Source organism: Cupriavidus sp. 207A1 (assembly GCF_057798955.1).
The window spans coordinates 64994-79227 of the sequence record NZ_JBYOJO010000012.1; the positions used below are offsets into that span (position 1 = coordinate 64994).

At 68.6% G+C, this 14234-nt stretch carries 10 protein-coding genes; 8 read left to right on the forward strand and 2 right to left on the reverse strand.

Going from position 1 to position 14234, the window contains the following annotated elements:
• Window position 1 precedes the first annotated feature (1 nt).
• Entirely contained in the window at window positions 2–3199 is a 3198-nt protein-coding gene (locus AC3FMM_RS21425) for an efflux RND transporter permease subunit (protein WP_116311937.1), read from the forward strand.
• 21 nt (window positions 3200–3220) lie between these two features.
• On the opposite strand, the gene AC3FMM_RS21430 is transcribed toward AC3FMM_RS21425, so the two are convergent.
• Complete coding sequence (locus tag AC3FMM_RS21430; RefSeq protein ID WP_116311938.1) at window positions 3221–3598, reverse strand: helix-turn-helix domain-containing protein; 378 nt, start codon at window positions 3596–3598, stop codon at window positions 3221–3223.
• Window positions 3595–3852, reverse strand: a complete 258-nt coding sequence (locus tag AC3FMM_RS21435) for a type II toxin-antitoxin system RelE family toxin (RefSeq protein ID WP_473703095.1) — start codon at window positions 3850–3852, stop codon at window positions 3595–3597. Before AC3FMM_RS21435 ends, AC3FMM_RS21430 begins: the two co-directional genes overlap by 4 nt.
• Before the next feature lie 286 nt (window positions 3853–4138).
• Here AC3FMM_RS21435 and AC3FMM_RS21440 point away from each other — a divergent pair, with 286 nt between their 5' ends.
• The 7 genes from AC3FMM_RS21440 (at window position 4139) to AC3FMM_RS21470 (ending at window position 14207) form a co-directional block, all read left to right on the forward strand.
• Entirely contained in the window at window positions 4139–6403 is a 2265-nt protein-coding gene (locus tag AC3FMM_RS21440; protein ID WP_488687432.1) for a TonB-dependent hemoglobin/transferrin/lactoferrin family receptor, read from the forward strand.
• Between the two features lie 26 nt (window positions 6404–6429).
• Window positions 6430–10425, forward strand: a complete 3996-nt coding sequence (gene cobN / locus AC3FMM_RS21445) for a cobaltochelatase subunit CobN (protein WP_488687433.1) — start codon at window positions 6430–6432, stop codon at window positions 10423–10425.
• Window positions 10426–10463: 38 nt separating this feature from the next.
• Window positions 10464–10973 (forward strand): MotA/TolQ/ExbB proton channel family protein, encoded by a 510-nt coding sequence (locus AC3FMM_RS21450; RefSeq protein WP_115678988.1) that lies wholly within the window; start codon window positions 10464–10466, stop codon window positions 10971–10973.
• Window positions 10970–11317: a DUF2149 domain-containing protein gene (locus tag AC3FMM_RS21455; RefSeq protein ID WP_326347621.1), complete on the forward strand. Its 348-nt coding sequence runs from the start codon at window positions 10970–10972 to the stop codon at window positions 11315–11317. Before AC3FMM_RS21450 ends, AC3FMM_RS21455 begins: the two co-directional genes overlap by 4 nt.
• Window positions 11318–11330: 13 nt before the next feature.
• On the forward strand, window positions 11331–12167 hold the full coding sequence (locus tag AC3FMM_RS21460; protein ID WP_373429544.1) for a ChaN family lipoprotein: 837 nt from the start codon (window positions 11331–11333) through the stop codon (window positions 12165–12167).
• 352 nt (window positions 12168–12519) lie between these two features.
• The gene (locus tag AC3FMM_RS21465) at window positions 12520–13488 is read left to right on the forward strand and encodes a tripartite tricarboxylate transporter substrate binding protein (protein WP_115711439.1); all 969 of its coding nucleotides are present in this window, start codon (window positions 12520–12522) and stop codon (window positions 13486–13488) included.
• 245 nt (window positions 13489–13733) lie between these two features.
• The gene (locus AC3FMM_RS21470) at window positions 13734–14207 is read left to right on the forward strand and encodes a tripartite tricarboxylate transporter TctB family protein (protein ID WP_115678991.1); all 474 of its coding nucleotides are present in this window, start codon (window positions 13734–13736) and stop codon (window positions 14205–14207) included.
• Window positions 14208–14234 lie beyond the last annotated feature (27 nt).

Below are 14234 nucleotides of genomic sequence, written 5' to 3' on the forward strand. Positions count from 1 at the left end.
CATGACGCTCTCGGAACTCTGCATCCGCCGTCCGGTGATGACGGTGCTGCTGTGCCTGGCGGTGATCGTCACCGGCATCGTGCTGTATCCGACCATCCCGATCGCCGCGCTGCCCAGCTTCAACTCGCCGGTGATCCAGGTCACCGCGACGCTGCCGGGCGCGAGCCCGGAAACCATGGCGGCATCGGTGGCGACGCAGCTGGAAAAGCAGTTCGCGACCATCCCCGGCGTGTCGGTGATCAGCTCGTCGAACACGCTCGGCAATTCCAGCATCACCATCGAATTCAACAGCGACCGCGATATCGACGACGCGGCCGTGGACGTGCAGGCGGCGCTGTTCCGCGCGCAGCGTTCGCTGCCGATCGAGATGACGACGCCGCCGTCGTACCGCAAGGTCAACCCGGCCGACGCGCCGGTGCTGCTGCTGGCGATCAACTCGCCGGCGATGAGCCTGGCGGACCTGAATGCCTTCGGCGACAACCTGATCTCGCCAACGCTGGCGACGCTGCCGGGCGTGGCGCAGGTGCAGATCTTCGGCCAGAAGCGCTTTGCGGTGCGCGTGCGCGCGCACCCCGACGCGCTGGCCGCGCGCGGCCTGACGCTGGACGAGCTGGCCACCGCGCTGAACCGCGCCAACGCCAACACCCCGGTGGGTACGCTCGACAGCGCGCGCCAGACCCTGACGATCCAGGCCAACCGGCAGATGACCAATGCGGATGCCTTCCGCAACATCATCGTCGCCAGCCAGCCCAACGGCGCGCTGGTGCGGCTGTCCGACGTGGCCGAGGTCGAGGACAGCGTCGAGACCATCAAGACCGGCAGCTGGCTCAACAACGAACGCTCGATCGTGCTGGCCGTGCTGCGCCAGCCCGACGCCAACACCGTGGCGGTGGTCGATGCGATCAAGGCCGCCCTGCCCCGCCTGATCGCGCAGATGCCGGGTTCGGTCAACGTGGCGGTGGTCAACGACCGCTCCAACTCGATCCGCGAATCGATCCACGACGTGCAGTTCACGCTGGCGCTGACGGTGGCGCTGGTGGTGATGGTGATCTTCCTGTTCCTGCGCCGCGCCGCCGCCACGCTGATCCCCACCGTGTCGCTGCCGATCTCGCTGATCGGCACGGTGGCGCTGATGAAGGCGTTCGGCTACAGCCTGGACAACGTCTCGCTGCTGGCGATCACGCTGGCGGTCGGGCTGGTGGTGGACGATGCCATCGTCATGCTCGAGAACATCGTGCGCCATATCGAGGAAGGCGTGCCGCCGCTGAAGGCCGCGCTGGTGGGATCGCGCGAGATGGGTTTCACCATCCTGTCGATCTCGATCTCGCTGGTGGCGGTGTTCATCCCGATCTTCTTCATGCCGGGCGTGATCGGGCTGCTGTTCCACGAATTCGCCGCGGTGGTGTCGCTGTCGATCCTGGTGTCGGCGCTGGTGTCGCTGACGCTGATCCCGATGCTGTGCGCGCGCTTCCTGTCGGCCGAGAACGTGCCAGTGGATGAGTCGCACCACGCCTATGGCGACCACGCGGTGGCGCAGCCCGCGGCGCCGCAGAAGCCGACCCTGGGCATGCGCTCGACGCAGTGGTTCGAGAACCTGTTCGAGTTCACGCTGCACCGTTATGCGCGCGGGCTGGACTGGTGCCTGGCGCACCGGCGCACCGTGCTGGCGGCGGCGGGTTTGACCTTCGTGCTGACCGCGGTGCTGTTCGTGGCCATCCCCAAGGGCTTCTTCCCTGAAGAGGACATCGGCCAGATCCGCGTCAACGCCGAAGGACCGCAGGATATTTCCTTCGACGCCATGTCGGAGCGGTTGCGCGACGCGGCCGAGCGCATGCGCGCCAACCCGGCGGTCAAGAGCATCGTGGTCGCCATCGGCGGCGGTCCGTCGCCGGCGATCAACACCGGGCGCATGTTCGTCGAACTGAAGCCGCGCGGCGAGCGCGGGGCCATGCCGAAGGTGATCGAGTCATTGCGCCGCGACGTCGCCGGGGTACCCGGACTGGCGGTGTATTTCGCGCCGGTGCAGAACCTGCAGCTGGGCGGGCGCCAGAGCAAGAGCCGCTACCAGTACACGCTGCAGAGCGTGAAGGCTGGCCAGCTGCAGGACTACTCCGACCAGCTGATGGCGAAGATGCGCGCCGACAGCCTGTTCCGCGACGTCACCAGCGACTCGCAGCAGTCCGGGCTCGAGGCGCACCTGACCATCGACCGCGACAAGGCCAATGCGCTCGGCGTGCAGATGCAGGACGTGCGCACCGCGCTGTACTCGGCCTTCGGCGAGCGCCAGGTATCGACCATCTACACGCCGATCGACAACTACTACGTGATCCTGCAGGCGGCCGATGTCGACCGCACCGACGAAAGCGCGTTCTCCAAGCTCTATGTGCGCAGCAAGACCGGGCAAATGGTGCCGGTGTCGGCCTTCGCCACCACCGAGCGCCGGGTCGGCCCGATCGCGGTCAACCACCAGGGGCAGCTGCCGTCGGTGACGGTGTCGTTCAACCTGGCCCCGGGCGCGGCGCTGGGGGACGCTTCCGCGCGCATCGACCGCTACAAGCAGGAGATCGCCATGCCGACCTCGATCTTCACCAGCTGGGGCGGCGACGCGGCGGTGTTCCAGTCGTCGCAGGCGACGCAGATCGTGCTGCTGGTGGCGGCCATCGCGGTGATCTACACGCTGCTGGGGGTGCTGTACGAGAGCTACATCCACCCGCTGACCATCCTGGCTGGCCTGCCCTCGGCGGCGGTGGGGGCGTTGCTGACGCTGTTTATCTTCAACGTCGAGCTGTCGCTGATCGCGGTGATCGGCGTGCTGATGCTGATCGGCATCGTCAAGAAGAACGCGATCATGATGATTGACTTCGCGCTGGCGGCGCAGCGCGAGCAGGGCATGACCCCGGCCAGGGCGATCCGGCAGGCATGCCTGCTGCGCTTCCGGCCGATCATGATGACCACCTTCGCCGCGGTGATGGGCGCGCTGCCGCTGGCACTGGGCCTGGGCGCCGGCGCCGAGCTGCGCCAGCCGCTGGGCCTGGCGGTGGTGGGCGGGCTGCTGTTCTCGCAGGTGATCACGCTGTTCATCACGCCGGTGATCTACCTGGCGCTGGACCGGTTCTCCGGCACCGGGCCGCTGCAGATCGATGCGGACGGCAACCGGTTGCCGGAGAAGGTGAGCGGGGAGACGGTGCGGCAGCACTGAGCGCGATGGCTGGAAAGCCGGCTATGCGCCCGATTCCGCGAGGATGTCGCCGGGTACGTCCAGGGCCTGCGCCAGCCGGCGCAGCGCTTCGGCACTGCCAGCGCGCGCGCGATTTTCGATCTGGCTGAGATACGGCTTGCTCAGGCCCGCGGCCCGGGCCAGGGCATCCTGCGTCAGCCGGCGATAGTTGCGCCACGCCTTGACCGGATGATCGCCGGCCAGTTCGGCGTCGAGCACGGCGGCCGGCACGCGGAAGCCGTCGTCCTGTTCCGTGGCGGCGTCAAACAGGATGACGTCATCGCTCGCTTCGATCAGATGCTTGACGCGATCCCAGACCTCGATGGGCACCACGGCAAACTCGCGACGGCCATCGCGCTGGATGAATTGGATGTTGGTCATTGGTAGGCACTTCCTCGCGGACAGATCGCCACCACGAGGATGACAAGCCGGCCGTCTTCAATCTGGTACAGCACGCGCCAATCTCCCACCCGCAGCCGGTAGCCGGGCCGCCCCGCGAGCCGGGTCGCATTCGGATTGGGTGCGTAGGGATTCGTGGCGAGCACGTCGATCTTTGCCCGGATCGTTGCTGCGACATTCCTCGGCATTGCCTTCAACGCTTGCGCGGCCTGCCTGGTGAATTCGATGGCATGCATGCATGTTAGTAGGTTGCTAACCTCTCTGCAAACAAAGTTTGCATGGCACCGGGAGCTACTCCGAGGACGGCTATCCAGCCGACAACATGCCGTCTATGTGGTAGAGCCACCACATCCTATGCGTGAAGCGCTTTACCGCGCTCGCAGTAAACGATAATAATTCTCGTTAACAAAAACGAGGCGCCAGTTGCGATGGCATTCCGCCGTCAGGTAGCGCCTCCACGCGAGCCAGCCATACGCCCCCGTTTCCAGCCAGCCAGCGTCCGCTTTCATTTGGGGAGAATCCATGGAACGTCGCTGCCTGGCGCGCCTGCGCGCCACCGTCCGGGTCACGCCTGTTGCCGCCGTGTGCGCGGCGCTGTGCGCGCCTGCCATCGCCAACGCCACCACGCTCGCTGCGCTCAATGAGGTGGTGGTCACCGCCACCCGCACCGCAGAGCGCGCCGACGCGGTCGCTTCCACCATCACCACGCGCGATGCGCGCCAGGTCGAGCGGGCACAACCGGTCGACGAGGCCGGCCTGTTCGCCGACGAGCCGGATATCGACGTGCCGCGCGACCGCCGCCGCTTCGGCGCCGGCAGCATCAATATCCGCGGCATCGAGGACAACCGCGTGCTGCAGATGGTCGACGGCGTGCGGCTGCCCGATTTCTTCAATGGCGGCGGGCCGTCGAACATCTCCAGCGCGACGCGCGATGCGCCGGAGTTCTCGTTCCTGAAGCGCGTCGAAGTGCTGCGCGGGCCGGCGTCGAGCCTGTATGGCTCGGATGCGATCGGCGGCGTGGTGGCGTACGCGACCAAGGATCCGTCGGACCTGATGCAGGGCCGCAAGGTCGGCGGCGAGCTGGGGCTCAACTGGAACGGCATCGACAACGGCTTCGGCCAGACTGCGGGCGTGGCCGGCGGCAGCGACACGCTGCAGGGCCTGTTCATGTACGCGAACCGCAACGCGCATGAAATGAAGAACATGGGCAGCGACGATTCCAGCTCGGTCAACCGCACCCGGCCCAACCCGCAGGACGTGCGCACGCAGGCGTGGCTGGGCAAGATCCTGCTCAACGCCAGCCCGGCGCACAAGTTCGGGTTCACCTACGAGCATCGCGACGGCAACACCGACACCGAGCTGCTGCGCCTGTCCACGGCCTTGCCGCGCGTCACCGCCGCCAATGGCAATGAAGACCTGAGCCGCGACCGCGTCAGCCTCGACTACGAGTGGAAGCCGGCCAGCGGCGTGCTCGACCGCCTGGCCGCGCAGGTCTACTACCAGGAGTCCGAGACCACCACGCTGACCAACCAGGTGCGCAGCAATACCAGCACCGGCTGCTCGGCCACCACGCGCGGCACCAGCCTGTGCAACGTCTCGCTGGGCTTCGGCTTCAAGCAGGAGCAGACCGGCTTCAACCTGCAGGGGGACAAGTCGTTTGCCACCGGCGGCGTCGAGCACCGGCTGATCGGCGGCGTGGACTTCATGCGCGTGCGCTCGTCGGAGTCGCGCGACGGCACCGTGCGCAACCTGACCACCGGCACCACCACCAAGACGCTGGCCGGCGAGACTTTCCCGATCCACGACTTCCCCACCGGCGAGACCCGCCAGACCGGCCTGTTCGCGCAGGACGAGATGCGCTTTTTCGATGGCCGCTTCACGCTCACGCCCGGGCTGCGCTTCGACCATTACTCGCTCTCGCCCGATGGCGATGACCTGGTCTACAGCAATGCCGGCGGCCGCCCGGCAGTGAGCAAGAGCGATTCGCACCTGTCGCCCAAGCTGTCGGCGCTGTGGCAGGCGACCGACCGCGTCAACCTGTGGGCGCAGTATGTGTTCGGCTACCGCGCGCCCAACTACCAGGAAGTCAACGGCAGCTTCCGCAACCCCGTGCAGGGCTATGGCGCGGCGCCAAACGCGAACCTGGATCCGGAGAAAAGCCGCTCGTTCGAAATCGGCGCGCGTTATACCAGCGACAACGTGCAGACCAGCGTGGCGCTGTTCGACAACCGCTACCGCGACTTCATCGAACAGGTGCAGCTGACCTGCCCGTCCGACCCCGCATGCCTGCCCGGCCTGCGCGCGACCTACCAGTACCGCAACCAGACCAGCGTGCGCATCTACGGCGCCGAGTGGCGCGGCGTGTGGCGCTTCCTGCCGCAATGGCGCATCGACGGCGCGGTGGCGTACGCGCATGGCAACAACGAGCAGACCGGCCAGCCGCTGAACAGCGTCTCGCCGCTGCGCGCCAGCGCCGGGCTGACGTGGGAGCGTGTGCAAGGACAAGGTGCTGCGATCCGCTGGCGCGGCGCGCGCCCGGTGACGCGCACCGACGATTCGTCGTTCACCTACTTCAAGCCCGCCGGCTACGGCGTGGTCGATCTGCAGGCGTGGTGGCGCTTCAACCGCCATGTCAGCCTGGCGCTGTCGGTGAACAACCTGTTCGACAAGAAGTACTGGCTGTGGGGCGACGTGCGCCAGACCGGCGTCTCGGCGACCGAGCCCGGCGTGGACTTCTACACGCAGCCGGGCCGCACCTTCGCCGCCAGCCTGAAGCTGTCGTTCTGAGTCACGCCGGCTCAAGGAGGTAACGCATGTCCTCACAAACGATAACTTCGCGCTGGCTCTGGGCGCTGCTGTGCCTGCTGATGTGGACCGGCGCGGCGCAGGCTGCCGCGCCGCGCATCGCCATCCTGACCAGCTCGCCGGTGCCGGCGGGCAAGTTCGGCCCGCTGCGCGAACTGGCGCAGGCCCAGGGCATGTCGCTGGAGGCGCAGTACCTGGAGCGCATGCCGGCGCAGGAGGTCGCGCCGTTTATCCACAACGCCGACCTGCTGATCGTCGATGCGCCGCGCGACCACATCGTGACCGCGATGCTGCAGCGCCTCGGTCCGCTGTGGAGCGAGGCGCGCGTGCCGCGCGTGCTGATCGCCACCGACCGCCATGAGGCGCACGGTGTCGACGACGAGCTCGCCGCCCGGCTGCAGGCGTACTACGTCAACGGCGGCCGCGGCAACTTCGGCGCGATGATGCGCACGATCGCGGCCCGCCAGTTCCACCTGCGCAGCGCCGATGGCATCCCGGCGCCCGTGGTGTTCCCGAAGGCCGCCTACTACCATCCCAGGCTCGCCGGCGTGATCACTACCTCGCCGCAGGAAGCGCTGGCCGCCTCCGGCAGCAGCGGCCCGGTGATTGGCATCGCCATCCACCAGGCCTATGTGTCCGGCCTCGACAGCGCCTTCATTGACGACCTCATCGCCCGCCTCGAAGCCCGCCACGCGCGCGTGCTCACGTTCTACGGCCCGGTGATGGATGCGGACGGCATCACGCGCATGGCGATGCCCGGCGGCAAGCGCCTGGTCGACGTGCTGGTCAACGGCCAGATCATGCTGAACCCGCATGGCCGCAAGGCCGAGTTCGAGCAGCTCGATGTGCCGGTGCTGCAGGTCATGCCCTACCGCAAGGGCGACGCGCAGGCGTGGCAGGACGACCCGCACGGCATCAGCCTGACCGACACGCCGTTCTATCTGGTGCAGCCCGAACTGGCCGGCGTGATCGATCCCATGCTGGCCGCCGCCACGGCCAAGGGCGACGGCGCTATCGTCGGCCTGCCGGCGCAGCTCGATGCGGTGGCCGACAAGGCACTGGCGCTGGCGCGGCTGCGCCACCTGCCCAACGCCGACAAGCGCGTGGCGATCCTGTACTACAACTATCCCGCCGGCGAGAAGAACCTGTCGGCGTCGTTCCTGAACCTGCCGAAGAGCCTGGCCAGCACGCTGGCGGCGCTGCGCGCGGCGGGCTACACCACCGAGGCCGCCGACGAAGCGCGGCTGCAGCGCGACCTGGGCGCGCTGCTGGCACCCTTCTATCGCAGCGGCAGGCTGGAGCCCTTGCTCGATGCCGGCCTCGCGGTGTGGATGCCGATGTCGCAGTACCGCCGCTGGTACGACGCGCAGCCCGCGCCGTTCCGCGCCGCGGTCGCGCAGCGCTGGGGCAATCCCGAGCAATCGGCGATGGCGACCATGCGCCGTGGCGAGGCCGGCTTCGTGATCCCGCGGCTGCAGCTCGGCAACGTCGTGCTGATGCCGGTGCCGCCGCGCGGCGAGCGCAATGAGTCGGACGAGAAGGCGCTCTACCACTCCACCACCACGCCGCTGAACCACTTCTACATGGCGGCCTACCTGTGGGCGCGCCAGGACCGCGAGGCGCTGGTGCACTACGGCACCCACGGCACGCAGGAATGGACCCCGGGCAAGGAGCGCGGCCTGTCGGTCACCGACCAGCCCTACCTGGTGCTGGGCAACGTGCCGGTGATCTATCCGTATATCGTCGACGATGTCGGCGAAGCGATCCAGGCCAAGCGCCGCGGCCGCGCCGTGATCGTCAGCCACCAGACGCCGCCGTTCCGGCCGGCCGGGCTGCATACCGACCTGGTCGCGCTGCACGACCAGTTGCACGCGTACCTGCAGCAGGACGAAGGCGCGGTGAAGGACACCATCCGCCAGCAGATCCTGTCGCGCAGCGCGTCGATGCATCTGTTCGAAGACATGGGCTGGAGCGCGGCACGGGCGCGCGCGGATTTCAGCGGCTATCTCGATGCGCTGCACATCCACCTGCATGAACTCGGCGGCGCGCTGCAGCCCTATGGCCTGCACACCTTCGGCCAGTCGCAGGACCCGGGGCTGCGGCTGTACACAACCATGGCGATGCTCGGCAAAGACTGGCTCAGGCGCGTGTTCCCCGACGAGCCGGAAGAACTGTTCGCGGTCGACTACGCGCAGCTGGCGCAGACGCCGCCCTATGCGATGGTGCGGCGCTATGTGGCCGAGGGCGCGCCGCTGGAGGAACTGCGCGATGCGCGCCAGCGCGAAGACATGCAGCGCGCGCGGCAACTCTATGCCAGCCTGGATGCCACGCCGGAAAACGCCGGGCTGCTGACCGCGCTGGCGGGCCGCCACCTGCACTCGGGCACCGGCGGCGATCCGGTGCGCAACCCCGACACCTTGCCGACCGGGCGCAACCTGTACGGCTTCGATCCCTCCAAGGTCCCTAGCCGCGAAGCCTGGAAGGCTGGCCAGGCCGCCGCCGAGGCGATGATCGCCGACTGGCGCAAGCGCCATGGCCGTTATCCCGACAAGCTGGCGTTCTCGCTGTGGAGCGTCGAGACCATGCGCCACCAGGGCATGCTGGAAGCGCAGGCGATGGCGGCGCTGGGCGTGCGGCCGAAGTGGGACGACGGCGGCCGTGTGGTCGGTGTCGAGCCGATTGCCGCCGCGGAACTGGGGCGTCCGCGCGTGGATGTGGTGCTGTCGGCGACGGGTCTCTATCGCGACCACTTCCCCAACCTGATGAAGTGGCTGGCCGAGGCCGTCAAGGTGGCCGCCGCGCAGCCGGAGCCCGGCAACGTGGTCGCCGCCAATACGCGCGCGGTGCGCGAGCGCCTGGCCCGGCTCAAGGTCCCCGCTGATCGCCTGGACGGGCTCGCGGTGACGCGCATCTTTGCCAGCGAATCGGGCAACTACGGCACCGGCCTGAACGATGCGGCGCTGGCGACCGACACCTTCGGCAGCGGCCGCCTGGCCGATGACAAGCTGGCGAGGCTGTATCTGGCGCGCATGCAGTACGCCTACGGCCCGGACGAGCAGCACTGGGGCGAGGCGTTGCCGCAGGTCAACCTGTATGCCGAGAACCTCAAGGGCGTCGACGGCGCGCTGCTGGCGCGCAGCTCCAACCTGTACGGCATGCTCACCACCGACGATCCGTTCCAGTACCTCGGCGGCATCGGCCTGGCGGTGCGCCACCTGACCGGCAAGGCGCCGGAGCTGCTGATCTCCAACCTGCGCGATGCCAGCCAGGCGCGCACAGAGACCGCCGCCGGCTTCCTTGCCAGCGAGCTGCGCACGCGCTACTTCCATCCCGGCTGGATCGAGGGCATGAAGGCCGAGGGCTACAGCGGCGCGCTGAACGTGCTCGACACCGTCAACAACTTCTGGGGCTGGACCGCGGTCTCGCCCGAGATCGTGCGCGACGACCAGTGGACCGAGTTTGCCGAGGTCTATGTCAACGACAAGCACAAGCTCGGCCTCAACGACTGGTTCGAACAGCACGCGCCGCAGGCCCAGGCACAGGTGATCGAGCGCATGCTCGAGGCCGCGCGCAAGGGCTACTGGAAAGCCGACAGCAAGTTGCTGCAGACGCTGGCGCAGCGCTATCAGGACCTGGCGCAGCGGCACGACATCGTCAGCCACAACCGCGCGTTCAACCAGTATCGCGAGCAGCAGGCCCGCGCCGCCGCGCCGGGCTATGGCCTGCAGCCGCGCGCTGCGGCGCCGCGTCCGGCGCCGGCGCCAACGCCGCCGCAGCCTGCCGCCGCGGCACCCGCTCCGGCACCCGTACCCGCGCCGAACCCGCCGCAGCCCGTGCAAGGCATGGAGCTGGTGGAGCGCAAGCCGCCCGCGGCCGAGATCGTGCCGGTGCTGTCGTGGCTGGCCGGCGGCATCGCGCTGGCGGCGGCGATCGCGGGCGGCGCGCTCAGCGCGCGGCGGCGCCCGGTCGCTGCATCCGGCAGCTGGCTGCCGGAACGGCGCTGAGGCCACCAGGATATCCATCGCATTCAACGAGACCAGACATGACACCCACCCTGCTCGAAACCCTGATGTACGACGTCGGCCAGCTGTTCCTGATCCCGACGCTGGCGCTGATCGCGCTGCTGTTTCTCTATGCCTTCTGGGCCCTCGGCGAATTCGCCATGCAGGCCTGGCTGCGCGCGCGCCATCCGGTCGCCAGCGGGCGCGGCTACGTGCTGGTGGCCTGGGCGCGCAGGCACAAGGTGGCCGATGCCGACGCGCTCGACGTCGCCGCGCACCGCCTGCTGGAGCGCCCGCGCATTGCCACGCGCGTGGCGCCGATGCTGGGGCTGGTGGCGACCATGATCCCGATGGGCCCGGCGCTGAAGGGGCTGTCGGGTGGCAACCTGGCCAATGTGGGCGAGAATCTCACCATCGCCTTCTCCGCGGTGATCCTGGCGCTGATCGCGGCCAGCATCACGTTCTGGGTGGTCAATGTGCGCCGGCGCTGGCTGGCTGAGGAACTGGTGTGGCTGGCGCAGTCGCGGCCGCAGTGGGAGGTGGACGAATGAAGTTCCTGGAAGAGAGCGAGGCCGACGACCCGATCCTGTCGGTGGTGAACCTGATCGACGTGTTCCTGGTGGTGATCGCCGCGCTGCTGGTGGCGATCGCGCAGAACCCGGCCAACCCGTTCACCCATGATGACGTCACCATCATCAAGAATCCCGGCAAGCCGAACATGGAGATCGTGTCGCGCCAGGGCGAGAAGGTGGTGCGCTACCAGGCCAGCGGCCAGGTCGGCAGCGGCGACGGCATCAAGGCCGGCGTGGCGTACCGGATGCAGGACGGATCGATGGTGTACGTGCCGGAGCAGCCGCCGCCGCAGGCGTCGGTGCCGGCGACTGAAACGAGATAAGGGAGACCGCGTGATCTCATTCCGTTTGTGCGCGGCCGCCACGCTGGCCGCTGCCGTTGCCGTGCTGAGCGCCGGCTGTGCGGCCCCGGGGCCGGCGCCATCCGCGCTCGGCGCTGACTTCGCCGGCAAGCCCTACGTGCTGCTGGGCGAGGTCCACGACAACGCCATCGGCCAGCAGCAGCGGCTGGAGGCGCTGACCCGCGCGATCGAGCAAGGCTGGCGCCCGGCCATCGCCATGGAGCAGTTCGACCGCGAGCGCCAGGCCGACATCGACCGGGCCCGCCGCGAGCGCCCGCGCGATGCCGACTACCTGATCGCGCAGGCCGGCGGGGGCGCGTGGCAGTGGCCGTTGTACAAGCCGGTGGTGGCGCTGGCGCTGCAGTATGACTTGCCGCTGGTCGCCGCCAACCTGTCGCGCGCCGATGCGGGCAAGATCGTGCGCGGCGGGCTCGACGGGCTGTTTTCCGCGGCCGAGAGGCAGCGCCTTGGCCTGACCGGCGCGCTGCCGCCGGACCTGGTGGCGGCGCAGACCGCGGTGCTCGACCACGGGCATTGCGGCAATTTCCCCAAGGCGATGCTGCCCGGCATGCTGGCGGCACAGGCCGCGCGCGACGCGGTGATGGCGCAGGCGTTGCGGCCTTATGCGGCTCGCGGCGCGGTGCTGATCGCGGGGAACGGGCATGTGCGGCGCGATGTGGGGGTGCCGCGCTGGCTGGGCGGTGACGCAGCGCAGGCGCTCAGCATCGGCTATGTGGAAAACGCGCCGGAAGAGGGTAAGTTCGATAGGGCGGTGGTGGTGCCGGCGGTCGGGCGCAAGGATCCTTGCCTGCAGGCGAAGCCGGCGGGGTGAGGTGGTGTTTCAGTGCCGGCGTCTCCACGAAGTGCCGCCCTTCCACCCGTCCACTCTCCTCCATCCACGTAAACCCCACCCCCCTCTCCCCCGATTTGACAGCCTTTTGACAGTTTCCCCCGCCTAGAATCCGCCCCAAGGCCGGAAGTTCCGGCCTGACGTTCACCAAAATCCAAGAACAGTCCCGGCCAGCCCCCGCCGCGCCGGACAGGAGACAAGCCCGAAGCCGCGCTGATGCGCACGCCCCGGGCGCACATCCCGTCCCGCAACGCCGTGGCCGCCGGAACCCCCGGGTCGGATCGCGGCCGCCATTGACTGGCAAGCGATCACCGGTATTACCAAGGAGACCGCCATGCGCCGTACCTATTTCCGCTTCGCCCATGCCGTGATGGCATCCGCCACCCTTGCCGCCGCTGCCGTGGCCGCACCCGCCTTCGCCATGGACAACGTCAAGGTCATGATCGGCGCCAATCCCGGCGGCGGCTTCGACCAGACCGGCCGCTCGCTGGGCGCGGCGATGATCGCCGCGGGCCAGGCCAAGGCCGCTTCGTACGACAACAAGGGCGGCGCCGGCGGCACCATCGCGCTGACGCAGTTCGTCAACACCGACAAGGGCAATCCCAACGCGCTGATGGTGGTGGGTGCCGTGATGGTCGGCGCGATCGAGACCAACAAGCCGCCGGTCACGCTGAAGAACGCCACGCCGATCGCGCGCCTGTTCGCCGACACCATGGTCATCACCGTGCCGGCCAGCTCGCCGATCAAGTCGATCAAGGACCTGACCACGCAACTGAAGGCCAACCCGGGCAGCGTCAGCTGGGGCGGCGGCTCCAAGGGCTCGATCGACCATATCCTGGCCGGCCTGGTCGCCAAGGAAAGCGGCGTGGATCCGAAGAAGGTCAACTACGTGCCGTTCCAGGGCGGCGGCGAAGCCTCGGCCTCGATCATGGGCGGGCACGTGACGGTGGGCATCGCCGGCGTGTCGGAGTTCCTGCCCTTTATCAAGAGCGGCAAGATGCGCGCGCTGGCGGTCACGTCCAAGGACCGCGTTGCCGATATCCCGACGCTGAAGGAGCAAGGCGTCAATGTCGAGATCTACAACTGGCGCGGCGTGTACGGCGCGCCGGGCACCACGCCCGAGCAGCGCAAGGCCATGATCGACGCGGTGGTCAAGGCCACCGAGAGCAAGGCCTGGAAGGACACGCTGCAGAAGAACGACTGGACCCCGTTCCTGCTGACCGGGGACGAGTTCGGCAAGTTCGTCGACAGCGAATCGACCCGCCTGGGTGGCACGCTGCGTGAACTGGGCGTGGCCAAGTAACACAGCGCCAGGCGCGCGGACTGCCGCGCCCTGCCTGCCGCCCTAACTACTCTCGCTTTACCTGTCGTGCCTGCCGACGCCGCCGGTGATCCCGGCGGCCGGAAACACGGCGCGGGGCCCGGTGTCCACCTGCGATACCGAAGACAACAACACATGTCACTGGGCCCTGCCGCCGCGCGGGCAGCATCCGCCAGCGTCGCGCACGCCCGCCCCCGCGGCCCGGCGACCATGGCCAAGGAGTCTCCATGAAACCCTCGCACCTCGCCATCGGCATCGCCGTGCTGGCGATCTCGCTGTTCTTCTTCCTCGGCCTGTCCGGCATCACCGGCGACGAGGGCTATGCGGGCCTGTCGCCGCGCTTCGTGCCTACGCTGGTGGCGATCGGCCTGGCGGTGTGCGGCGCGCTGCTGACCTGGCAGGGCGTGCGCGGCGGTTTCCGCAACATGCCGGAAGAAGACGCCGAGCTGCCCAACGCGCCACACAACTTCGTCGGCTTCGTCTGGGTCGCCGCGGGCCTGGTGCTGAACATGGCGCTGATCGGCACGCTCGGCTTTGTCTTGTCGTCGACGCTGCTGATGGTCTGCGTGGCGCGCGGCTACGGCAGCCGCCGCATCGTGCGCGACGCGATCATCGGGCTGTGCATCACGGTGCCGATGTGGGCGCTGTTCGAATTCCTGCTCGGCATCAACCTGCCGCTGCTGCCCATCGCCGGCTTCTGAGCCCGCCCGTCACGCAAGGAGTCTTCG